Annotated in this window: 21 protein-coding genes, 1 tRNA gene and 1 pseudogene; 11 read left to right on the top strand and 12 right to left on the bottom strand. The window is 67.2% G+C overall.

What is annotated here, in order from left to right:
• Positions 1 to 7: 7 nt before the first annotated feature.
• From EET10_RS26915 to EET10_RS26905, 3 genes are all read right to left on the bottom strand, one after another.
• Positions 8 to 1,687 carry a selenocysteine-specific translation elongation factor gene (locus EET10_RS26915; protein WP_122502657.1) on the bottom strand — a complete coding sequence of 560 codons (1,680 nt, stop codon included), beginning with the start codon at positions 1,685 to 1,687 and terminating at the stop codon, positions 8 to 10.
• The gene (gene selA, locus EET10_RS26910; RefSeq protein WP_036405843.1) at positions 1,675 to 2,967 is read right to left on the bottom strand and encodes an L-seryl-tRNA(Sec) selenium transferase; all 1,293 of its coding nucleotides are present in this window, start codon (positions 2,965 to 2,967) and stop codon (positions 1,675 to 1,677) included. The genes EET10_RS26915 and selA overlap by 13 nt, the downstream gene beginning before the upstream one ends.
• 17 nt (positions 2,968 to 2,984) lie before the next feature.
• A tRNA-Sec gene (locus EET10_RS26905) sits at positions 2,985 to 3,079 on the bottom strand.
• 28 nt (positions 3,080 to 3,107) lie between these two features.
• Between EET10_RS26905 and selD the strand changes: the two genes are divergently transcribed.
• Complete coding sequence (selD, locus tag EET10_RS26900) at positions 3,108 to 4,109, top strand: selenide, water dikinase SelD (protein WP_036405937.1); 1,002 nt, start codon at positions 3,108 to 3,110, stop codon at positions 4,107 to 4,109.
• 107 nt (positions 4,110 to 4,216) lie between these two features.
• Here selD and EET10_RS32535 read toward each other — a convergent pair.
• The 3 genes and pseudogenes from EET10_RS32535 to EET10_RS26885 form a co-directional block, all read right to left on the bottom strand.
• Positions 4,217 to 4,800 (bottom strand): annotated as a pseudogene (locus EET10_RS32535) (metal-dependent hydrolase).
• A gap of 143 nt (positions 4,801 to 4,943) precedes the next feature.
• The gene (locus EET10_RS29375) at positions 4,944 to 5,615 is read right to left on the bottom strand and encodes a hypothetical protein (protein WP_136624770.1); all 672 of its coding nucleotides are present in this window, start codon (positions 5,613 to 5,615) and stop codon (positions 4,944 to 4,946) included.
• A 529-nt stretch (positions 5,616 to 6,144) separates the two neighbouring features.
• On the bottom strand, positions 6,145 to 6,444 hold the full coding sequence (locus EET10_RS26885; protein WP_063468444.1) for a GlsB/YeaQ/YmgE family stress response membrane protein: 300 nt from the start codon (positions 6,442 to 6,444) through the stop codon (positions 6,145 to 6,147).
• A gap of 164 nt (positions 6,445 to 6,608) precedes the next feature.
• Here EET10_RS26885 and EET10_RS26880 point away from each other — a divergent pair, with 164 nt between their 5' ends.
• The 7 genes from EET10_RS26880 to EET10_RS26850 all read left to right on the top strand — a co-directional run bounded on the left by EET10_RS26880 (position 6,609) and on the right by EET10_RS26850 (position 12,873).
• Positions 6,609 to 7,595, top strand: a complete 987-nt coding sequence (locus tag EET10_RS26880) for an LLM class F420-dependent oxidoreductase (RefSeq protein ID WP_036405836.1) — start codon at positions 6,609 to 6,611, stop codon at positions 7,593 to 7,595.
• A gap of 43 nt (positions 7,596 to 7,638) precedes the next feature.
• Entirely contained in the window at positions 7,639 to 8,574 is a 936-nt protein-coding gene (locus tag EET10_RS26875; protein WP_081260818.1) for an SRPBCC family protein, read from the top strand.
• Complete coding sequence (locus EET10_RS26870) at positions 8,571 to 9,740, top strand: zinc-dependent alcohol dehydrogenase (RefSeq protein ID WP_036405833.1); 1,170 nt, start codon at positions 8,571 to 8,573, stop codon at positions 9,738 to 9,740. Before EET10_RS26875 ends, EET10_RS26870 begins: the two co-directional genes overlap by 4 nt.
• Before the next feature lie 12 nt (positions 9,741 to 9,752).
• A complete protein-coding gene (locus EET10_RS26865) occupies positions 9,753 to 10,304 on the top strand; it encodes a type 1 glutamine amidotransferase domain-containing protein (protein ID WP_036405831.1) in 552 nt (183 codons plus the stop codon).
• A gap of 100 nt (positions 10,305 to 10,404) precedes the next feature.
• Positions 10,405 to 11,097 (top strand): HemK2/MTQ2 family protein methyltransferase, encoded by a 693-nt coding sequence (locus EET10_RS26860; protein WP_036405828.1) that lies wholly within the window; start codon positions 10,405 to 10,407, stop codon positions 11,095 to 11,097.
• Positions 11,094 to 11,336, top strand: coding sequence for a CDGSH iron-sulfur domain-containing protein (locus EET10_RS26855; RefSeq protein ID WP_081260817.1), 243 nt, complete (start codon positions 11,094 to 11,096; stop codon positions 11,334 to 11,336). Before EET10_RS26860 ends, EET10_RS26855 begins: the two co-directional genes overlap by 4 nt.
• 76 nt (positions 11,337 to 11,412) lie before the next feature.
• Positions 11,413 to 12,873 (top strand): HNH endonuclease signature motif containing protein, encoded by a 1,461-nt coding sequence (locus tag EET10_RS26850; RefSeq protein ID WP_099187810.1) that lies wholly within the window; start codon positions 11,413 to 11,415, stop codon positions 12,871 to 12,873.
• Positions 12,874 to 12,882: 9 nt separating this feature from the next.
• Here the strand turns inward: EET10_RS26850 and EET10_RS26845 are convergent, their stop codons facing one another.
• Positions 12,883 to 13,935: an iron-containing redox enzyme family protein gene (locus EET10_RS26845; protein WP_051490700.1), complete on the bottom strand. Its 1,053-nt coding sequence runs from the start codon at positions 13,933 to 13,935 to the stop codon at positions 12,883 to 12,885.
• Positions 13,936 to 14,258: 323 nt separating this feature from the next.
• Here EET10_RS26845 and EET10_RS26840 point away from each other — a divergent pair, with 323 nt between their 5' ends.
• Positions 14,259 to 15,308 (top strand): lysophospholipid acyltransferase family protein, encoded by a 1,050-nt coding sequence (locus EET10_RS26840; RefSeq protein WP_081260535.1) that lies wholly within the window; start codon positions 14,259 to 14,261, stop codon positions 15,306 to 15,308.
• A gap of 3 nt (positions 15,309 to 15,311) precedes the next feature.
• On the opposite strand, the gene EET10_RS26835 is transcribed toward EET10_RS26840, so the two are convergent.
• Genes EET10_RS26835 through EET10_RS26815 form a run of 5 tightly spaced genes read right to left on the bottom strand, consistent with a single transcriptional unit; the run spans position 15,312 to position 19,857 of the window.
• Entirely contained in the window at positions 15,312 to 17,516 is a 2,205-nt protein-coding gene (locus EET10_RS26835; RefSeq protein WP_036405825.1) for a SpoIIE family protein phosphatase, read from the bottom strand.
• Entirely contained in the window at positions 17,513 to 18,139 is a 627-nt protein-coding gene (locus EET10_RS26830; protein ID WP_063467180.1) for a SpoIIE family protein phosphatase, read from the bottom strand. The genes EET10_RS26835 and EET10_RS26830 overlap by 4 nt, the downstream gene beginning before the upstream one ends.
• Positions 18,129 to 18,542, bottom strand: coding sequence for an anti-sigma regulatory factor (locus EET10_RS26825; protein ID WP_036405824.1), 414 nt, complete (start codon positions 18,540 to 18,542; stop codon positions 18,129 to 18,131). Before EET10_RS26825 ends, EET10_RS26830 begins: the two co-directional genes overlap by 11 nt.
• Positions 18,532 to 18,921: an STAS domain-containing protein gene (locus tag EET10_RS26820; protein ID WP_063467181.1), complete on the bottom strand. Its 390-nt coding sequence runs from the start codon at positions 18,919 to 18,921 to the stop codon at positions 18,532 to 18,534. Before EET10_RS26820 ends, EET10_RS26825 begins: the two co-directional genes overlap by 11 nt.
• A 30-nt stretch (positions 18,922 to 18,951) precedes the next feature.
• Positions 18,952 to 19,857, bottom strand: a complete 906-nt coding sequence (locus EET10_RS26815) for an STAS domain-containing protein (RefSeq protein ID WP_036405821.1) — start codon at positions 19,855 to 19,857, stop codon at positions 18,952 to 18,954.
• A 161-nt stretch (positions 19,858 to 20,018) separates the two neighbouring features.
• Between EET10_RS26815 and EET10_RS26810 the strand changes: the two genes are divergently transcribed.
• Both EET10_RS26810 and EET10_RS26805 read left to right on the top strand, forming a co-directional pair.
• On the top strand, positions 20,019 to 20,387 hold the full coding sequence (locus tag EET10_RS26810) for an STAS domain-containing protein (RefSeq protein WP_036405928.1): 369 nt from the start codon (positions 20,019 to 20,021) through the stop codon (positions 20,385 to 20,387).
• Between the two features lie 249 nt (positions 20,388 to 20,636).
• Entirely contained in the window at positions 20,637 to 21,035 is a 399-nt protein-coding gene (locus EET10_RS26805; RefSeq protein ID WP_063467183.1) for a heme-binding protein, read from the top strand.
• Positions 21,036 to 21,119: the final 84 nt, after the last annotated feature.

Raw genomic sequence — 21,119 nt, 5'->3', positions numbered from 1 at the left:
CGCAGCCTTAAAGCGTCGTTCTGGTGCCGTCCGCATCGCGGCGGGTAATCCTCAGCGCGTCAAGCTGTTCGAGCAACGGCACGGCCACCCGGCGAGTGGTGCCCAGGGCCCGGCGGGCTTCGCTCACGGTGAACGGCTGCGGCAGCGTCGCCAGGATGGCGGCCGCCCGCGCGAAAGCGTCGGGCCCGAGCACGACGCCGTCGGCAACCCGGGTCAGCCGTCCGGCCCGCACCGCCGCGGCCAGCTCGCGGTTGCCCAGCTTCAGTTCGGCCAGTTCGTCGGCCTCCGGCGCCCGGAACGGGTCGGCGGCCAGCCACTCCTCCACCGTGCGCACCGCCTTGTCGACGCGGGCCGGCAGGACCGCCCCGGGCGGCCGTACCAGGCCGTCGGCCACCTCCAGGCCGGTGCCGTCGAGCAGCTCGGATACCAGTTCGGCGGCCGGGAGGCCCACCCGCTGCCGCAGCGCCTCCAGCGGCATGCCCGCCGCGATGTCGTGCTCGGCCACCCAGCGCTGCACCGTCGTGATCGCAACCTCGCATCGTCCGGCCCACCACCGCGGATCCACCACCCACTCGCCAACCCGGCGGCCGGTGGCTGGCAGACCCATCGCGCGCAACTGCGCCGCGGGTGCGCACTCGGGCGGGCGCACCCGACCGGTCGCCAGCTCCTCGCCCCGGGCGCGGGCCGCACCGCGGCGGCGCAGCCCGGGCGGCCGCACATCGAGCACCTCGATGCCGGCCGCGATCCGGTGTTCCCCGGGATCGCGCAGCAACCCGACGTCGCCGACCCGCAACGGCAACGGCCTGGCCAATCGGAGCCGCGCCCCGGCCGTCCCCAGCGGACGCACCTGCACCGGCACCGCCGCGGACCCGATGTGCAGCACCAGCTGGCGGTGCAGGGCGTCCGCCGACCGCAGGGCCACGTCGATCTCCGCGGTATCCAGCCAGGTGCCCGGCGTGCGAACGGTGTCGCCGCGGGCGATGTGCCGGCGGTCCACGCCGCGCAGGTTCACCGCTACCCGCGCCACCGCGTTGGCCTCGTCGACGTCTCGGCCCAGCGACTGCAGGCCGCGGACGGTGACGCGGCGTGCGGCGTGCTCGAGTTCGTCGCCCACCCGGATCGTGCCGGCGCTCAGCGTCCCGGTGACGACGGTGCCCGCACCGCGCACGGTGAAGCAGCGGTCGACCCACAGCCGCACGTCGCCGTCGCGGTCCGGCCGCGGCAGCCGTTGCACCAGCTTCAGGAGCCCGCTGCGCACCTGGTCCAGGTCGGTGCCCAGCGCGACCGGCGCGTCGGCCAACCGCGCCCGCACCTGCTCGATCGCCGGCGCCGGATCGGCAAGGTCGGCCTTGCTGATGACGACCAGCACATGCCCAACCCGCAGCGCGTCCAAGGCCGCGAGATGCTCGTCGGACTGCGGCATCCAGCCCTCGGTGGCGGCCACCACGAACATGACGGCCGGAACCGGGCCCACACCGGCCAGCATGGTGGGAACGAACCGTTCATGGCCCGGCACATCGACGAACGCCAACCGGTGCCCGTCGAGTTCGGTCCAGGCGAAGCCCAGGTCAATGGTCAGGCCCCGGCGCTGTTCTTCGGCCAGCCGGTCCGGCCACATCCCGGTGAGCCGATGGACCAGCGTCGACTTGCCGTGGTCGACGTGGCCCGCGGTGGCTATGACGAACACGCCAGCACCGCCGCCAGCACCAGCTCGTCCTCTTCCGGCGCCACCGTGCGCAGATCCACCAGGCACCGGCCGCTCTCCACCCGGCCGACGACCGGCGGGCTGGCGGTGCGCAGCTTGGCGGCGTAGGACTCGGGCAGGCTGAGCGCGGCGCTGGGCAGCCGCACACCCGGGGCCCCGCCGCCGCCGACGGCCGCCACACAGTCCACCGCGAGCGCGCCGGGCAGCTGCGCGGCGAGGCTTTCGGCGCGGGCGCGCAGCTGCGTCACGTCGGCGGCCAGCGCTCGAGCTACCGGTGGCGGTGGTCCTACCACGGTCGCCTCCAGCGCGGCGAGGGTGAGTTTGTCCACCCGCAGCGCGCGGGCCGCCGGATGCCGGCGCAGCCGCTCGATCAGGTCGGCGTCGCCGAACATCAGGCCGGCCTGCGGGCCGCCGAGCAGTTTGTCGCCGCTGGCGGTGACCAGGTTGGCGCCGTCGCGCAACGTCGTCGTCGCATCCGGCTCGTCGGGGAGCGCCGGATGCGGCGCCAGCAGTCCGGAGCCGATGTCGACGACCAATGGCGCCCGCAATGTGTCCAAGAGCTGCGCCAATTCGCTCACGCTGACCGCCGACGTGAACCCGGTGACGCAGAAGTTGGACGGATGCACCTTGAGCACAAACCCGGTGTCCGGCCCGATCGCGTCGGCATAGTCGCGCAGGCTGGTGCGGTTGGTGGTACCGACTTCACGCAGCCGCGCACCCGTGGACGCCAGCAGCTCGGGAATGCGGAATCCGTCGCCGATTTCGACCAGCTCGCCGCGGCTGAGCACGATCTCTTTGCCCGGGGCGAGCGTGAGCGCGGTCAGCAGCAGCGCGGCGGCGTTGTTGTTCACCACGTGCACCCCGCCGGCGGCCGGCACCGCCCGGGCCAGCGCGGCCAGCGCGCCCCGGCCACGGCGGGCGCGGCGACCGGTTGCCAGGTCGAATTCGACGTCGGTGGCGCCGCTGGCGGTGACCACGGCGTCCACCGCGGCCTGCGACAACGGCGCCCGGCCCAGGTTGGTGTGCACGACGACGCCGGTGGCGTTGATAACGGGCCGCAGGCTTGCCGCGGTGGGCGGGAGTGCGGCGACGGCGTGCTCGGCCACCCGCTCCGGCTCGATCTCGCCGGCGCGGGCCCGCTGCTGGGCCCGCGCGATCACCGATTTCACCAGGGTGCGGCCCAGCAGCTGTTGCGCCTCGGCGAGGCGGGGATCGGCGAGGAGCGCGTCGGTGCGCGGAACCCGTCGGCGCGCGTCACTCATGTCCGGGCCCAGGGAGGTGGCGGAGGCGGACGGGAATCGAACCCGCCAGCGGCAGCAACTGTCGCTCGACGGTTTTGAAGACCGCGCCGGTCACCAGACCGGAGACGCCTCCCTGGGCCATGGCGACAATTATGGACGCCATGGCCTACCGACTGACTCAGTACGCGCACGGCGGCGGCTGCGCGTGCAAGATCCCGCCCGGCGAGCTGGAGGATGTGGTGCGCGGATTGCGCGCCGGCGTCCCGGCTCATCCTGCCGGCGAGCTGCTGGTCGGGCTGGACAGCGGTGACGACGCGGCCGCGGTGCTGATCGAGGGCGGCACGGCACTGATCGCGACAACGGACTTTTTCACCCCGGTGGTCGACGATCCCTACGACTGGGGCCGAATCGCGGCCGCCAATGCGCTGTCCGATGTGTACGCGATGGGCGGGCGGCCGGTGGTCGCGGTCAATCTGCTGGGGTGGCCGCGAGATGTGTTGCCGTTCGAGCTGGCCGCCGAGACGCTGCGCGGCGGGCTGGACGTGTGCTCGCTTGCGGGCTGTCATCTGGCCGGTGGGCACAGCGTCGACGATCCCGAGCCCAAATACGGGCTCGCGGTCACCGGAATTGCCGACCCGAACAGGTTGCTGCGCAACGATTCCGGTAAGCCGGGCACCCCGCTGTCGCTGACCAAGCCGCTGGGCATCGGGGTGTTGAACAGCCGGCACAAGGCCACCGGCGAGCGGTTCGCGGACGCCGTGGAGGTGATGACCACGCTCAACGCCGAAGCTGCGGCGGCCGCGCTGGCGGCCGGAATCGAATGTGCAACCGACATAACCGGTTTCGGGTTGCTGGGACACGTGCACAAGCTGGCCAGGGCCAGCGGTGTGACGGCGGTGATCGACTCGGCCGCGGTTCCGTATCTGGATGGCGCGCGCGAAGCCCTGGCCGCCGGCTACGTCAGCGGCGGCACCCGGCGCAATCTCGAGTGGGTGGCCCCGCACGTCGACCTGGCGGCGGTCAGCGAGCAGGAGGCGCTCCTGCTGGCCGACGCACAGACCTCCGGCGGACTCCTGATCGCCGGCGAGATCCCCGGTGCAGCGGTGATCGGCGAGCTGGTGCCCCGTGCAGAGCACACGATTGTGGTGCGCGGGACGGCCTAGAGTCGAGATCCACGACCATGCGGCTGTGCGCTCGCTCCGAAGTGGCATCACCCCCGCGCTGGCATTCTCTGTGCTGACGGCATCTGTCGACGACAGAGCTCGACGAACTAGTCATGATGCGAATTGGGAAGTGCGGGGCCATTATTGCCCCAGCGGAGAGGTGGGCACGTTACGACGTGGAGCATTACGGGGCCCGGGCGCACATCCATCGCGACACCAGCCGTGCGGCTACGCGAGCGAAGTCCACGCTCTAGCCACTTCGCCGGCACCTGGTTGGCCGCCGCGCTCGCGCAGGTGCCCGGGCGCGCGCTCGGCACGACGCTACTTGAGGTGGTCGAGAAGTTAGCGATTGAGACGAGGAGAAGTATGATGGGCGCCCATAAGAGGGCGAGCATGCCAGCCATTGAGCGAATTCGCATTCGCTCAGTGCCGCCTATGTATCGATAAACGTCGAATGCAACGGCCTTGTGCCCCATCTCTTCAATTGCATGCCAGTTCAGCATTGTCGCACCTCCGGGTCGCTCAGTTGTTCTTGCAGCCGAGGAGTAGTCAACGCCTGCTCGCCCATTACCGCGGTAATGTGCTCTACAGCTGCGGTATTTGCTAGCGCCAGTTTTGCGGCCGTATTCGGAATGCGATACAGGTTGTCCTTCATCCGTTTGACTAATTTGATGCCTAGCGTATCGAGCAGCCTCGTTACCCAGTATCCCGTCCGGACGAGTTCAATGTTCAGGTTGCGATGCTTGCTGGACGGCCCTCGTCGGTAGCACCGATAGGAATCCCGAAATAGGAGATGACGTTAGCTTCGGTCCGTTTTGATTCAGGACGACCCGCTTAGTTGTCATCAGGATCATTGGGATCATACGGAGGCAAATTGGCCCATCGCGGAAACCCGTCTGGCCACATGATTCCAACCGGTGGCTGGGCATTGTTATTGTTGTTATTGTTGTTGTCGCCCATCCCGAAGCCAATATCGGCCGGAGCCGTATCTACGTTGTCTGTGGTGGGGCCAGTGGAAATGATGTTTTCCGGTATCCCTTGAATCTCAACGCCCACATTATTTGTCACATCACCGCCGGCGGCGCTGATAGGATCGGAGGCTGGAATGTCGGTGGGATCACTGGCGGTGTCGCCGGTATTTCCACCGTTGCCATTTGAACTGTCGGTATTGCTGCTATTCGCAGAGTTGGCGTTGTCGCCCTGGGTGATCGGATTATCGGTGTTTCCCGCGGTGCCCGTGCACGTGTCGAGTTTGAACCCATGGTTGGCGGTCAGGCTGATGGCGAGTCTGCCGACGCTGATGCTGGGACCGCTGGTGGTCGCGGTGCTGGCGTCAACGACGCCGGTAATACCGCCGGTTATTGCCAATGCTCCCAAAGCCAGGCTGGCGGCGCGCATGCGGCGCCGCGACTTGGTGAGACGGATGTGGCCTGGTGCCGAATCGGATCCCGTGGCGCTGGCGGTGTTGTGCGGTTGAGGCGCCCGGTCGTTGGAATATTCGAACATGCTCGAAGAAAGCTTCCCTTCGGTAATCGGCGCAGCAGAGGGCTGCACCCACTGAAATCGGGGTTGCGCTGATGTCCGCAGCATTCTTAGTCGGGTTCGCTGCGTGGCTCGTGGCCGGCGCGCAGCCTCCCACGAGAACGCGCACTGGGCATGACCACACGCATGGGAGCCTCCCGCATTGGCACCGTAACTCCATTCCAAGCCGGCTGCCTCCGCGCTGCGCCGTTAAATGGCTACGTCCCAGCGCAATACGACAAGGCGTGCTGGAAGATCTGCGTGATCATAAGTGCGTGAGCCATGAGATCTCCATCCCCCAAACGTGCTACAGCGTGTCCCCCGATCAGAGGACCCGCGCGGGGTACTCGTCTGACTTTGCACGGCAGCTACGGGGCCAACGTTGGGCTTGAGCGAAGTCGTTCCTCGCCGAGCCCAATCGGTGCCGGATGGCGCCGTGATTAGGGGACGAAGCGGAGATACTTCGGTACGTCACCGAGAGCGAAAGCGACCGCACCAAGGCCGCGCTGAGCTGCTACGGGCCAGGGCGAGAACCGAAACGAGCGGACGTGCTGCGCCGGCCGGCGATCCCCAGGTACCCGGCGATAAGCAACATCGCGATGACGATGCCGACCAGGAATGGGATGAACTCGAAGCCACCGTTCTGGTTCGAGTATCCGAGCTTGTAGGAAATCCAGGTGCCCAAAAAAGACCCGACGGCCCCCAATATGACGGTCAGGATGACGCCGATGTTCTGCTTGCCCGGCATGACGAGGCGGGCAAGCGCGCCCACGATGAGACCGACCACGATGGCCCCGATGATTGTTGCGATCATTGTCCGCTCCTATTGCGGTTGAGGCGGGTCGTTGCCCGCTCCTGCGCTCGGTCTACCCGTTTTGACGCCGCGGCAAGCCACCGCGAGCGGAACGCTGGGGCCGAGTTCGGGGCGATTTCTCGCCGTGGCGTTACGTGGGCGTATAGCCGGGTACCCCAGCGCGTATGACGAATTTCGGCTATACGTTGATGACCGAGCAGAGCGGGCCGAAAGACCTTGTGCAGTACGCCGTTTCGGCCGAGCAGCGGGGCTTCGGCTTTTTGGTCTGCAGCGACCACTTCTCGCCCTGGCTGACGTCGCAAGGACACGCGCCCAACGCCTGGGCGGTGCTGGGTGCGGTGGCTCATGCCACCGAACGGGTTGAGCTGTACTCCTACGTGACCTGTCCGACGATGCGGTATCACCCCGCGATCGTCGCGCAGCAGGCCGCGACCGTGCAGATCCTGTCAGACGGGCGGTTCACGCTCGGGCTGGGCAGCGGCGAAAATCTCAACGAGCACATCGTCGGGCGGGGCTGGCCGGCGGTCGAGCGTCGTCAGGACATGCTGCGCGAGGCGGTGAAGATCATCCGCGAACTGTTCGGCGGCAGGCTGGTGAACTGGCGTGGCGATTATTTCCAGGTGGATTCGGCGCGTTTGTGGGACCTACCGGACGTGCCGGTCGGCATCGGGGTGGCGATCGGCGGAACCAAGGCCGTCGACAAGTTCGCCAAACTTGCTGACCACTTGATCGCCGTGGAGCCCGACACCGACCTGGTCGACTCGTGGCACGCGGCGCGCCAGGTTGCCAACGGGACCGGCGCCGGACGGGTGGTCGGGCAGATACCAGTGTGCTGGGATCCTGACCGCGACGCCGCCGTCGAACGCGCCCATGACCAGTTCCGCTGGTTCGGCGGTGGCTGGGCGGTCAATGCGGATCTGCCGACTCCGGCGGGTTTCGCCGCGGCGACGCAGTTCGTGCGCGCGGACGACGTCGCCGAGAGCATCCCGTGTGGGCCGGATCTGGACGCCATCGTCGAATCTGTGCGGCCGTATTGGGAAGCCGGTTTCACCGATATCGCCATCGTGCAGATCGGCGGACAACACCAGGACGAGTTCCTCAAGGAGGCCGCCGAACCGTTGCTTCACAAGCTGCGGGCGGCCGCTGCGTAACACCATCAAGGCACCCAAGGCACCACATGGCAAGGAGTTGATGATGAAAGACGCTTCGGCGAGCGCGGCGGCCACCCTGGCCCGCGGCCTTGGTGGGGCCGGCCTGGGTCTCGGCCTCGCCGAACTGCTGGCCCCCGGGAAGGTAGCCGTGCTCGCGGGCGTGGCCGACACGGACCGGTCGCGCTCGGTCATCCGCGCGTTGGGAATGCGCGAATGCGGCCACGGCGCCGCGCTATTGCTCGGCTCGCCGAAACTGGTGTGGACCAGGGTGGCCGGCGATGTGCTGGACATCGCGCTGTTCGGGGCGGGTGTACTCAGCCGTGGCCGGGGAGCACGGGCGCGCAGCGCCGTTGCCGCCGTTGCCCTGACCGGAATCGCCGGGGCCGACCTCTCCGCCGCGATGCGCGCCGCCCGAGATGGCGGCCACCGGCATGGCAAGGGCACCAAGCACCGGTCGCTACGGGCCGCGGTGACGGTGCGGCGTTCGCCGGAGGACGTGTATTGGTTCTGGCGTGACCTGGAGCACCTGCCCAGCTTCATGCACCACCTGCGATCGGTCACTGCCGGCGACGACATGCGGTCGCGTTGGGCCGTCAGCGCACCGGTAGGCCAGCCCGTGCAGTGGGATGCGCAGATCGTCGAGGATGTGCCCGACAAGCGGATTGCGTGGCAATCCGTGGGTGATTCCGGGGTAAGGCACGGGGGCAGCGTCGAATTCACACCGGCGGCCACGGGCGACGGCACCGAGGTCCGAGTCACGATCGGTTACCACATACCGGGCGGTGTGCTCGGCAAAGCGGTTGCGACGCTGTTGGGCGAGTCGCCGGAACAGCAGGTCAACGACGACCTTCGCCGGTTGAAGCAGATCCTGGAAACCGGGCAGGTGCTGTATTCCGACGGGTCACCGGAAGGCACGTCAGCGTGGCGCCAGATGCATCAACAGGCCGCGCAACCGGCGAGCCAAGGAGTGGGCCAATGAAGGCCACCGTCTGGGCTGGACGCAATAGCGTTGAGGTGCAATCGGTTCCGGATCCTGCGATCCGCAACGACCGCGATGTCATTGTGCGGGTCACCTCCACCGCGATCTGCGGTTCGGACCTGCACATCTACGACGGCTACATCCCCACGGTCAAGCACGGCGACGTGCTGGGGCACGAGTTCATGGGTGAAGTGGTCGAGGTCGGAAAGGCAGTGTCTAACTTGGCCGTCGGCGACCGGGTGGTGGTGCCCTTCCCGATCGCGTGCGGAGCCTGCTCGGCGTGTGAGCGCGACCTGTACTCGCTGTGTGAGAACTCCAATCCCAACGCCGGAATGGCCGAGAAGTTGTTGGGTCATTCGCCCGCAGGGCTTTTCGGATATTCGCACATGTTGGGCGGGTTTGCCGGTGGGCAGGCCGAATACGCGCGGGTACCGTTCGCCGATGTGGGCCCGCTGAAGATTGACGACGATCTGACCGATGACCAGGTGTTGTTCTTGTCGGACATCTTGCCCACCGGCTACATGGGCGCCGAGATGTGCGACATCACCCTCGGCGACGTCGTGGCGGTATGGGGTGCCGGTCCGGTGGGCCTGTTCGCGGTTGCCAGTGCCTACTTGTTTGGCGCGGCCAAAGTGATTGCCATTGATCGGGTCCCGTATCGGCTGGAGTTGGCGGGCCGGATGGGTGCGACACCACTCAACTTTGCCGAGACCTCGGTGCTGGAGGAGCTTCGGGACATCACCGCCGGGCGGGGACCGGACCACTGCATCGACGCGGTGGGTATGGAGGCCCGCAACGGCTCTCGAGTGGTGGATGCCTACGACCGCGTCAAGCAGGCCGCGCGGTTGGAAACCGAACGGCCGCACGCACTTCGGGAAGCGGTGATGAGTTGCCGCAACGGCGGCACCGTCTCGGTCATCGGGGTGTACGGCGGCGTGATGGACAAATTCCCCATGGGCGCCGTCATGAACCGCTCGCTGACCATCAAGACCGGCCAGTGCCACGTACAACGCTACATGCGGCCGCTGTTGGACCGGGTCTGCGGCGGCGAGATCGACCCCACGATGATCATCAGCCACCATCTCAGGCTCGACCAGGCTCCACACGGCTACGAGATCTTCAAACACAAGCAGGACGGCTGCACCAAAGTCGTCTTGAATCCATGAAGGAGCACTGCGATGTCGAACGAGTTGCAAGGCAAGAGGATCGCCATCCTGGCTGCCGATGGCGTGGAAAAAGTCGAACTGGAGCAACCGCGCGCGGTGCTGCTACAGGCCGGTGCTCAGGTGGAGGTCGTGTCGTTGCGGGGCGGCGAAATCCAGGCGCGGGAACACGATCTCGATCCGGCCGGCAGGTTCGCGGTCGACCGAGTGGTTGCGCAGGCATCGGTGGGCGAGTTCGACGGCCTGGTATTGCCCGGTGGGACTGTGAACCCCGACAAGCTACGTTCCGACAGCACTGCAGTCTCGTTCGTCCGTGACTTCGTTGAGTCCGGAAAGCCGGTCGCCGCAATCTGTCACGGGCCCTGGACGTTGGTCGAGGCAGGCGTGGTGAAAGGACGAACGCTGACCTCCTATCCCAGCATTCGCACCGACTTGCGCAACGCCGGCGCCAACGTCGTCGACGAAGAGGTTGTCGTGGACGGCAATTTGATCACCAGTCGCTCACCGTCGGACCTTCCGACGTTCTGCTCGACGATTGTCAATGCATTGGCGCAGGCCGCGGGGTAGCGATCGCCCCCGATCAGCCGGGTTTGGTTTCACGCAGCGGTTTGCGGGCATTAGTACTAGCACGCCGTGATCGCCACGGCGGTGCTCCGAAAGGCCTACCTTGACGACCACCTACCCGGCCTTGGATGGCGCCATGGTCGCCGACATGGTGTACCAGCCGCAATTCGATTCCCGTTTGCTCGTTGACACGATGAGGCGGACCGGCCTGATTCCGCGCCGCAGGGTGCTCGATCTGTGTACCGGCAGCGGTTTCGTCGCGATCGCCGCCGCTGAAATGGGCTGTGCCAGCGTCACCGCGTTCGACATCTGCCCACATGCCGTGCGCTGCTCCCGCGACAACGTCGCCGACGCCGGAGTGGACGTCGACGTTCGTCAAGGCTCGTGGGCACGGGCTTTCGACTGCGCGCCGTTCGAGGTGATCGTGTCCAACCCGCCGTACGTCCCCGCTCCGCCCGTCGACGACTCCGATGCCATCTCGCCGGCAGCCGGTCCGTCATGGGCCTGGAATGCCGGTCTCGACGGGCGCCTGGTGCTGGATCCGCTGTGCGAGTCGGCGGCAAAGCTGTTGTGCGACGGGGGATCCCTGCTGCTGGTGCAGTCGGCTCTGGCAGGCGTGCAGCGGTCCCTGGATTGTCTGTTAGCCACCGGTTTGAACGCTGAAGTATTTGCCTCCCAGTGGATTCCATTCGGCCCAGTGTTGTCGGCGCGGGCGGCATGGCTGGAGGAGACCGGACGGGTACCCCGCGGCTGTCGCGACGAGGAACTCGTGGTGATCCGGGCCGACAAGTCATGACCACCACCCGGGTTCAGGTGGTGCCCAACGGTCCGGTCCTGGTGTCCGGTCCGGTGCGCATCGAGACGCCCGGCGGCGGTGTCGTGGAATCGGACCGCTTCATGGTGGCCATCTGCACCTGCCGACGCAGCACCGAATACCCCCTGTGCGATACCAGCCATCGCAGGTGCCGGCCCCCGCGGGCGAAGCGATCTCAGCCTTCTCAGCCTTCTCAGCGGACGGCTCGAGCTCGACCCTGATCTGTCGCTCGCAGCGGGCAAGTTTGCGTTGAGAACCTGACGCCCGGTGTCGGGCAGCTGTGGCATAATCGAATGTATGTTCGAATCGAGTGCTGGGGTGGTCGCTGATGCGGTCGAGCCGGCGGCGCTGGTGGAGCAGATGTGTGCGGCCGCGCGGGCGGAGAATCGGGCCGCGGCCGCGCAGCTGACCGCGATCGGGCAGCTGTTTGGTTATCGGCTGGCGCGCAGTGCCGAGACCCAGGATTGGGCGATCGACACCATGGAGGCGGTGGCCGCCGAGGTGGGTGCGGCGTTGCGGATCAGCCAGGGCCTGGCGGCGAGCCGGTTGCGTTATGCCCGGGCGATGCGTGAGCAGTTGCCGCGGGTCGCGGCGGTGTTTCGGGCCGGTGAGATCGACTATCGGGCGTTTCAGACGCTGGTGTATCGCACCGAGTTGATCGAAGACCCCGAGGTGCTGGCCGCGGTGGATGCCCAGTTGGCGGTGACGGTGCCGCGCTGGCCGTCGCTGAGCCGGGGCCGGTTGGGTGCCCAGATCGACAAGATCGTGGCCAGCGCCGATGCCGATGCGCTGCGCCGGCGCACCCAGCACCACAGGGATCGGGCGATCCGCATCGACGAGGGGATCGGCGGGATCTCCCAGATCGAGGGCACCTTGTTGACCCCGGATGCCCAAGTGCTGGATCGGCGGTTGAGCGCGTTGGCGGCCACGGTCTGTGCCCATGATCCGCGCACCCGTGACCAGCGCCGCGCCGACGCGTTGGGGGCGTTGGCCGCCGGGGCCGATCGGTTGGGCTGTGGCTGTCGGCGCAGCGATTGCGCTGCCGGGGCGCGCCCGCCCGCTTCCCCGGTGATCATCCACGTGATTGCCGAACAACCCAGCGGTGAGCGCCACGGCGAGCCGCTGGCATCCCTGGTGGGTGCTGACGGGCTCATCGGCGCCGAACTGATCGCCGAGTTGGCCGCCACGGCCAAGCAGGTCGCGCTGATCCACCCCGGCGATGCCCCACCCGAGCCACGCTATGTGCCCTCGAAGGCGTTGGCCGATTTCGTGCGGTGCCGCGATCTGACGTGTCGCTGGCCCGGCTGTGATCGCCCGGCCTTCGACTGCGACCTCGACCACACCATCCCCTACGCCGCCGGCGGGCCCACCCATGCGTCAAACCTCAAGTGCTACTGCAGAACCCACCATTTGGTGAAAACTTTTTGGGGCTGGCGCGACCAACAACTACCCGACGGCACCCTGATCCTGCAATCCCCTTCGGGGACAACCCATGTCACCATCCCCGGCAGCGCCCTGCTGTTCCCCGGCCTGTGCGCACCCACCGCCGCGCTGCCCCCACCCACCACGGCACCACCGAACTACTGCGCCGACACAACCGCCATGATGCCCAAACGCCGCCGCACCCGCGCCCAAGACCGCGCATACCGGGTAGCCACCGAACGCCGCCACAACCGCACCACCCGCCAAAACCAGCGCGCCGAGTCCGCCGCGGATCCCGGACCCGCCCCACCCGACGACGAACCCCCACCCTTCTAAGCGGACGGTTTACACCTCGTCCAACGGTCGGCGCAGCGATGTCTCACCGGCCCGCCACGACCGCATCAGGCAGTCGGCCAACCGGTTTTCGAGGAGCTCGAATGCTCGCATCCCGAACACGATGTCCTGGTCGAGGTGCGGTTCTCGCGCGGCGAGGTCTCCCACCACGTCGATGCGGACCACCTGTTCGTGTACCGCATCCGCTTCCACGTGTTCGCGGTAGAAGGCGACACATTCCTCGGGTGCCTCCATCCGGCGCAGTGCCTCGACCATCCGCCGAGAGCCCGGTGGCGAGGTGATCTCCGTCGCCGCGAAGTGCCCGACTGCGGCGCCTCGCAACCGCCGGTGCAGCCCGAACAGCGACATGATGTTGACCACCGCCAGTGATTCGGCGGGAACGACGCCGAGATACCTCAAGTAGGTCGAATCGAGTCCGGCCGCGTCCAGCAGGTCGGCGAAAAGCTGCTGGTGCACCCGCGGGCCATAACCGGCACCGTATTCGTCGAACTCGACGGCGACGAATGCCGCCTTGGCCTGACCGGTCAGGCGCGGAATTGCCCAGGCATGCGGATCACCCTCTTTGAGGTGATACAGCGATCTGTGTGCAAAATATTCACGCATCTGCTGCCATGTGCCGGCGCTGCGCAGGTAATACGACGGCCCGGTGCCGTCGACCGGCTCTGCCGAGAGCCTGTCCATTTCGGCCACCGCGGTGTCATGCGACCCGATGGGGCCGACATCACGTCGCACGCCCGTCAGGAAAGCCCGCTCGAGTTCGGCACGCAGGTGCAGCAGCGCTGGATTCCACTCCCAGGTCGGATCCACTCCGGAAAAACCGCGGTAATGCAGCTCGTAGCACATATACAGGGCCAGCTGCAGATCGAGGCCGTAGGGATCGACGTCGCCCATTGAGGCGCCGATGCGGGTGAACTGGTCGCGGGACGCCGGTCCGGTCAACGCACGGCGCACGGCGATCGACAGTGGTCCGTGCCCGGCCGGTAAGGACGGCTCGACGGCAGATGAACGTTGCTGCTCGACGGGCCCGAAGGTTGTGCGGGTCACGCCCTTGAATACCCCGGATCCGGTAACTCAACCTTGCCGCGATTCAATCGAGGTTCGGCCGCGGCGGCCACAGACGCCACGGCCGGCTAATGCGATTTTGACGCCCCGGACAGATTGGCCGCGATGCCGCCACGTGAATTGTGCTCTGGCAGGCCGTGATCTGACCGAGATCGCCGTCGATGATTTTTGTCCCCATGTCTTCTATTGCCGATATGTAAGGACTAAACTCCTTGCATGTGCTGCGGGGGCGGCGCCTATCGGGATCAAAAAGAAGCCTCGTTTCAAGTTCATTCCAGACACCGAGCGTGTCGGGGGGGTTGGTGATGCCTGTGAGGGCCAATGTTATTGAATTACAACGGAATCGGGACCGTCTAGCGGCACGGCCAAAAGCTGGTCGGCACACGGCATTGCGGCCCTCGTCGGCGGCGTCCCATTCCAAGACCACTGACCGGCGGGCGGCCGCCGTCGTCCGAGACCTCGATCAGAAGCGCGCCTTCGGAGCCAGGGTGCCCGCGGCCCAGGCTCCGGCCAACGAACTTGCCGAACGGGTCACCGCGGTTGCGCAATTCCTGCGCAAGCGACTGACCGGGGACTACCGCGTCGACGAGTTCGGCTTCGATCCCCACTTCACCGACGCACTGGTGCGGCCGTTGCTGCGGTTTTTCTCACGGTCGTGGTTTCGGGTCGAGGTCAGCGGGATCGAAAACCTGCCCGACGAGGGCCCGGCACTGGTGGTCTCCAACCATGGCGGCGTGCTGCCGGTCGATGCGCTGATGATCTCGACAGCGGTGCACGAACACCATCCCGCGCACCGAAACCTGCGAGCGTTGGCCGCCGATTTGTGTTTCGACCTGCCGGTCATCGGCGAGGTTGCCCGCAAGGCCGGTCACACGCTGGCCTGCCCGACCGATGCCCATCGGTTGCTGGCGGCCGGCGAACTCGCCGCGGTGTTTCCCGAGGGATACAAGGGCTTGGGCAAGTGCTTCAAGGACCGCTACAAGCTGCGCCGGTTCGGCCGCGGGGGGTTCGTGTCGGCTGCGGTGCGCGCCGAAGCGCCGATCATCCCGTGCGCAGTGGTGGGTTCGGAGGAGATCTATCCGATGCTGGGCGATGTCAAGCCGCTGGCGAGGCTATTGGGCCTGCCGTACTTCCCGATCACCCCGTTGTTCCCCTGGGTCGGTCCGGCCGGGTTGATACCGCTGCCGTCGAAGTGGCACATCGCATTCGGCCAGCCGATCGGCACCGCCGACTATGACCGCGCCGATGCCGACGACCCCACCATCACGTTCGAATTGACCGACCACGTACGGGAGACGATCCAGCAGATGCTGTACGGCCTGTTGATCCGCCGCCGCAACGTCTTCTTCGGCTAACGGCTAACGCGGCAACCGGAAAGTCATCTCGATGGCGGTTCCGCCCGGGCTGTTGTCGATTTCCACGGTGTCACTAAGGGCGTTGATCAGCGTCAGGCCCCGCCCGCCGTAGCCCGGGTCGGCCGCCGGCGTCTTCCACGACCCGGAGTCGACGACCCGCGCCTGCACCGCTCCGTCGACGGCCTTCACATCCACCAGCATGGTCCCGACGTGATGCCCACGGTACGCGTGCTCGATGCAATTGGTGCACGCCTCGTTGATCACGAGCACGATGTCGCCGGCCCGTTCGTCGGAAATGTCGGCGGCTCGCAGCCACCATGCCAGCTGGTGCCGGATGCCGGCCAATTGATCTGGGGTAGCGCGGGTTTCGATGCGAAGTGGCCCGTGTGGGTGCCGGTATGCCACCATCGCGACGTCGTCGTCGTATCCTGCCGCCGGCGCCAGCCGGCCCAGCACGGCATCGGCGACCGCATCGATCGGCAACATCATCGACGCTGCCAAAACATCGGCGACGCGTCCCAGGCCTTCGTCGATCGACTCGTACTTACGCTCGACCAGCCCGTCGGTGAACAGCATCAGCGTCGAGCCGGGCAGCAATTCCTGGGAAGCTTCCGGGCGAGGCTGGGTGCGGCGGACTGCCAGCGGCACCGACCGGGCATCGGTCAACAACGTGGTCCCGCGGCCCGGCTCGGCAAGCACCGCGGGCATATGCCCGGCGTTGCTGTAGTCCAGGATTCCGGACTTGGTGTCCAGGATCGCCAGAAACACCGTGGTGCAATAGGCGTCCGGAATGAGCGACGCGGCCGCGTCGAGTTGTTCGAGCAACAGTGCGGGTTGCGCGCCGGTGAGTAACAGCGCGCGCGCCGAGCTGCGCAGCTGACCCATGATGGCGGCGGCCGGCAACCCGCGGCCCACGCAGTCGCCGACGACAATGCCGATGCGGTGGTCATCGAGGGCCAGCACGTCGTACCAGTCGCCGCCGATCTCCAAGGGCGGCACGGCGGGTTCGTAGCGGACGGCGAAGCCCGGCGGCGGCTTTACCGGTGGCAGCATGGCCCGCTGCAGGGTCAGCGATGTCTCACGCGCGCTCTCGAATTGCCGGACATGCTGAATGGCCAGGCTCAAGTGACCGATGAGCACCGTGACCAGCAGCCGGTCCTCGGCGGTCACCCAGCGCGGCACCAGGAGCTCCAGCCACAACGCGACGTCGGCGGCGCCCGACAGCACCGCGACCAGTCCCCGGGCCTTGCCCGGAGAGTCCGGCCACTCGATCGTTCGCGCCGTCAGCGGCAGTTGGTGACGTGCGTCTTCAAACGTCTGGCGCAGCAGCGGATCCATTTTGCGCCACGACGTCTCGGACGGCTCGCCGGCGGCCTGGACGGCCGGTTCACCGTCGCCGGGCGGCCACATGACCGCAACCACGCGCCGCACGTCGACGGCTGTCCGGCATTCGTCGAGGGTGATCGACAGCACCTCGGCCATGCTCGTGGCCACGCTCACCGACGTGGCCAGCCGCAGCACCGCGCTTTCCCGTGCGGCAAAAGCTCGCTCGGCGGTGATGTCGCGAACCGTGCCCACGTACACGTCTCGATCCGCGACGGCGCCCCGAACCGCGTTGATACTCACCGTGACCCAGACCAGATGGCCGTCGCGGTGCCGGATCGGCGTCTCGTATTCGGCAAAGCCGTCCCGGCGAACCCGCTGCTGTTGCTGGGCCGCGCTCTTCTTGTCGAGCAGCCACGGATGCGGCCAGCGGTACGGCAAGCCTTCCGGGGGATAGCCGATGATCTCGGCGAACGCGCTGTTCATCTCGATCACGGCGCCGTCGTGGTCGGCGACGAAGAATCCTTCCTGCAACGAGTTCACCAGCGCGTTGCGGAAGGTGTCGCGGTGGGCGAGATCGTCGGCCCGGGCCCGCTCCTGTTCGTAACGCCTGGTGCCGTCCAGGAATCCGCGGGTGGCGATGTCGAGGGCCGCCAGGGTCTGCAGCAGGAACTCCAGCGCGATCGGCCGGCCCGGCGCGAAGTCTGCCGAGAGCTCCTCGAGCAACCGGAAGTGGTTCTCGATGATGTCGAGCATGCTGATGCGTTCCGCCAAGGCCCGGCGTCCGAGCTCATGGCCGACGGCCAGGCTGTCCTCGTCGCGCTTGTCCAGGTAGGTACGCAGCGCGGCGAAATAGCGGGCGTGGAAGTCGTCGGTGTAGGTCATGTCGAGATGCCTCGGTGACGCGCGGCCAGCACCATCGCGTCGTCAGTGTCCTTGGCGTGCTTGACCAGTATCTGCTCGGCGATGGCGGTGGCGGAAGCGGCGAAGTCGATGTGGTCCAGGTGATCGTCGGTGATGCCGTCGCTGGCGATGACCAGCAGGTCGCCGGCGCGGATCGGCACCACCTTGGCCGGGGTGACCTCCGGTATCCGGTAGCCGACGATGCCGGCGGTCAGCCGCACGCTGGAACTGATCCGGACCCCGCTGATCGCCTTGGCAGCCAGGTTGGCGGCGACGTTCCCCACTCCCGTCCAGCACAGCCCGCCGGCGGGGAAGTCGATCCTGGCCAGGGTCATCGCGACCCCCCGGGTGCCGGACAGCATGCGGTGGCAGAGCTGGATCAACACCTCGAGACGTTCGTCGCGCGCGTCGTTGAGCACGTCGACGGCGATCTGTGCGGCGCGGGCGGCCTCCGGGCCGTGTCCGAGTCCGTCCAGGACACCGAACAGCGCGGCGTCACCGCCGATCTGGACCGCGATCGGCAGGTCACCGCAGGTGTGCTCGCCCGGCCGTGGGCGGCCCGCGACCGCCCACTCGATCGGCCCGAACCGGCCGTTATCGCGCACGGGGCGGAACCCATTTCCACATCTCGACGGTCGTTCCGCGGCCGACCGCCGACTCCACGATCAGCCGGTCCATCAGCCGGCGCGCGCCCGGCAAGCCCATGCCCAGCCCGCGGCCGGTGGAGTAGCCGTCCTCCATCGCGCGATCGACATCCGCGATCCCGGGGCCCTCGTCTTCGGCGCGCACCACCAGCGCCTTGCGGCCCTCGCGGTCGGCCACGGCGACCCGGACTTCGCCCCGGCCGGCGTAGCTGGTGATGTTGCGGGCGATTTCGGAGATCGCGGTGGCGATCATGGTGACGTCGGTCAGCGAGAACCCCAGCTCGCGGGCGAGCTGATGCCCGGCGTGGCGGGCGGCGACGATGTCGTCGGGGTGGTCCACCTCGACGACGATGTCATCCGTCACTGTCGGGCCCGATCATCGGCTTTTCCAGGCCCAGCTTGCGGTTCAGCAGCGCCAGGCCCTCTTCCAGGTCCAGTGCGGTGTGCATATCGTCGAAGGCCAGCCCCAGCTGCACCATCGCGAAGGCCACCTCCGGTCGCAGGCCCACGATCACCGTCTCGGCGCCACGCAGCCGGATCATCCGTGCGATCGTCTGCAGGGACCGGGCGGCAAACGAATCCAGCACCTCCACGGCGGTGACGTCGACGATGATGCCTTGGGCGCGGAATTCGGTGACGCGGTCCATCAGACGCTGCCGGAAGAGTTCGGTCTCGGAGTCGGTGAGCGCGGAGCGCACCGTCGCAATGAGAATCGGTCCCAGCTTGAGAATGGGTACCGGCATGGGCTGACCTTTGATGAGTGCCTACCCGGTCTAGTCGCCGGTGCGGGTGACTTCGTAGCCCAGCAGCCGCTCGGCTTCCTCGATGCCGCCCTGCAGGTCGCCGACGGCGTTCATCTTCGACAGGTCCAGCCCGATTGTGACCAGCGTCAAAGCGATTTCGGAGGACAGGCCGGTGATGATCACACTCGCGCCCATCAAACCGGAGGCGTCCACCGTTTGCACCAGGTGGTTGGCCACCGTCGAGTCGATGGTGGGCACCCCGGTGATGTCGATGACCACGACCTTGGCCCGATTGGCCCGGATGGCGCGCAGCAACTGCTCGGTGACCTGGCGGGCGCGCTGGCTGTCCAGCACGCCGATGATCGGCAGAATCAGCAGCTGCTCGCGCACCTGCAGCACCGGCGTCGACAGCTCGCGGATGGCCTCCTGCTGCTGGCGGATGATGCGTTCGCGTTCCTGCACGAAGCTGACCGCCACGGTGTTGGCGATCCGGTTGGCCGCCGGCTCGTAGGCGTCCAGCACTTGGTTGAGCATGTCGAAGTCGGTTTGGTACTTCTCGAACAGCGACCGGGCGAGCACGTCGCGCAGCAGCAGCACGATGCCGACGACCTCGTCGGTCTCCACTCCCCGGGGAATGATGCGTTCCGACAGGTCGCGCGCGTAGTCCTGCAGCGCCTCGACGCTGCCGGTCTCGAGCACCTCGACGTAGTTGTCGTAGACGGCGGTTGCCTCGGAGAAGATCTCCTCCGGCGTCATCGCGGTGAGCAGCTCTGCCGCGGTGATCCGGCGTGCCCACTCCTCGCGCAACCCGGTCCGGTTCTGCCGCAGATGCTGGACCAGCTGTGGCAGCAAACCATCGCTGGAGACCGTCTGCGGGACGGCAGTGGTGTTCGAAGTGTTCGAAGTACTGGTGAGCTCGATCGGCAAGTCTGACATCTGGCCTCCCCAAGTGCCATGTCGCGCCCCGAAGGGCGCAGCTCATATGGGGAGACTAGCCTGGGGCGCGCCGCATAACGCGTCGAGGTCTTCTTCTTCTCGCAGTTCGGGAGGCGGGTTAGGCTTGCAGTACCCCCACGGCTTTGGACAAAGGACCGCCATTGTCAGCTCCTGATTCGATCACCGCCGAGGTCACCGACCACGACGGGGTCGCCGTGCTCAGTATCGGTGGCGAAATCGACCTGGTCACCGCTCCGGCCCTGGAAGAAGCCATCGGCGGCGTGGTCGCCGACAATCCGACGGCGCTGATCATCGATCTTTCCGGCGTGGAGTTCCTCGGCTCGGTGGGGCTCAAGATCCTCGCGGCGACCTACGAGAAACTCGGCGGTGCGGCCGAATTCGGGGTGGTGGCGCGAGGCCCCGCGACCAGACGGCCGATCCACCTGACCGGTCTGGACAAAACCTTCCCGCTGTACCCGACGCTGGACGAGGCATTGACCGGCGTGCGGGACGGCAAGCTGAACCGCTGACACATCACGTTTTCGTCACGATCGAGATAACGATCGTCTAAGAACTCGTCTCCACTTCTGAGAATTTGGCCGTTCCTTAACACAACGGGTCACACCAGTGCGCTCGCGTCACGGCCGCGACGGTTGCCGCCGCCGGTGCCTGTTCGTCCTGGGCGAACGCCGCCCGGCGACCGCTTTTCCTTCCGCTACTTTGGCTTTCGGGGATTCGGGAGCCTCCATGATCGGTTTGCTCATGCGAAGGAATGTGTCATGAAATTCAGCAGTATCGTCGCGCGTCGGCGCGTTGCCGGCCTCAGCGCCGGTTGCCTGCTCGGGGGGCTGGCCGTCGGGATCGCCGGTGCGCCGGCGGCGGCGGCCGCACCCGATTGCAGTCCGGAAGGCGTCCACGCCACCGTCTCGTCGGTGACCGGCTCGGCGCAGCAGTACCTTGCCGCACATCCGGGTGCCAACCAGGTGGTCATGGCCGCCTACGGGCAGCCGCATGGGGAGGCGGCCGCCGACATTCGCAACTACTTCACCGCGCACCCCGACGAGTACTACGACCTGCGCGGGATTCTGGCGCCGATCGGCGACACCGAGCGCCAGTGCAATGTGACGGCCCTGCCGCCGCATCTGGAGACGGCCTACCACGAGTTCATGGCGGGCTGACCCAGCCGGCCCCAGAAGCCCGTAACGGCCCGCCCCGACGACGTGGCGGGTCGTTCGGCTTCGACGGCCGGTGGAAAAACCCCG

Source organism: Mycobacterium pseudokansasii, assembly GCF_900566075.1.
Lineage (GTDB): Bacteria > Actinomycetota > Actinomycetes > Mycobacteriales > Mycobacteriaceae > Mycobacterium > Mycobacterium pseudokansasii.
The sequence above is the reverse complement of the archived record's forward strand: the minus strand, read 5'-3'. Positions and strand labels throughout refer to the sequence as shown.

Coding starts and splice junctions, on each gene's coding strand:
- selA (WP_036405843.1), bottom strand. CDS start 2,967: ATGAGTGACGCGCGCCGACGGGTTCCGCGCACCGACGCGCTCCTCGCC.
- selD (WP_036405937.1), top strand. CDS start 3,108: ATGGCCTACCGACTGACTCAGTACGCGCACGGCGGCGGCTGCGCGTGC.
- EET10_RS29375 (WP_136624770.1), bottom strand. CDS start 5,615: ATGTTCGAATATTCCAACGACCGGGCGCCTCAACCGCACAACACCGCC.
- EET10_RS26885 (WP_063468444.1), bottom strand. CDS start 6,444: ATGATCGCAACAATCATCGGGGCCATCGTGGTCGGTCTCATCGTGGGC.
- EET10_RS26880 (WP_036405836.1), top strand. CDS start 6,609: ATGACGAATTTCGGCTATACGTTGATGACCGAGCAGAGCGGGCCGAAA.
- EET10_RS26875 (WP_081260818.1), top strand. CDS start 7,639: ATGAAAGACGCTTCGGCGAGCGCGGCGGCCACCCTGGCCCGCGGCCTT.
- EET10_RS26870 (WP_036405833.1), top strand. CDS start 8,571: ATGAAGGCCACCGTCTGGGCTGGACGCAATAGCGTTGAGGTGCAATCG.
- EET10_RS26865 (WP_036405831.1), top strand. CDS start 9,753: ATGTCGAACGAGTTGCAAGGCAAGAGGATCGCCATCCTGGCTGCCGAT.
- EET10_RS26855 (WP_081260817.1), top strand. CDS start 11,094: ATGACCACCACCCGGGTTCAGGTGGTGCCCAACGGTCCGGTCCTGGTG.
- EET10_RS26850 (WP_099187810.1), top strand. CDS start 11,413: ATGTTCGAATCGAGTGCTGGGGTGGTCGCTGATGCGGTCGAGCCGGCG.
- EET10_RS26840 (WP_081260535.1), top strand. CDS start 14,259: ATGCCTGTGAGGGCCAATGTTATTGAATTACAACGGAATCGGGACCGT.
- EET10_RS26835 (WP_036405825.1), bottom strand. CDS start 17,516: ATGACCTACACCGACGACTTCCACGCCCGCTATTTCGCCGCGCTGCGT.
- EET10_RS26820 (WP_063467181.1), bottom strand. CDS start 18,921: ATGCCGGTACCCATTCTCAAGCTGGGACCGATTCTCATTGCGACGGTG.
- EET10_RS26815 (WP_036405821.1), bottom strand. CDS start 19,857: ATGTCAGACTTGCCGATCGAGCTCACCAGTACTTCGAACACTTCGAAC.
- EET10_RS26805 (WP_063467183.1), top strand. CDS start 20,637: ATGAAATTCAGCAGTATCGTCGCGCGTCGGCGCGTTGCCGGCCTCAGC.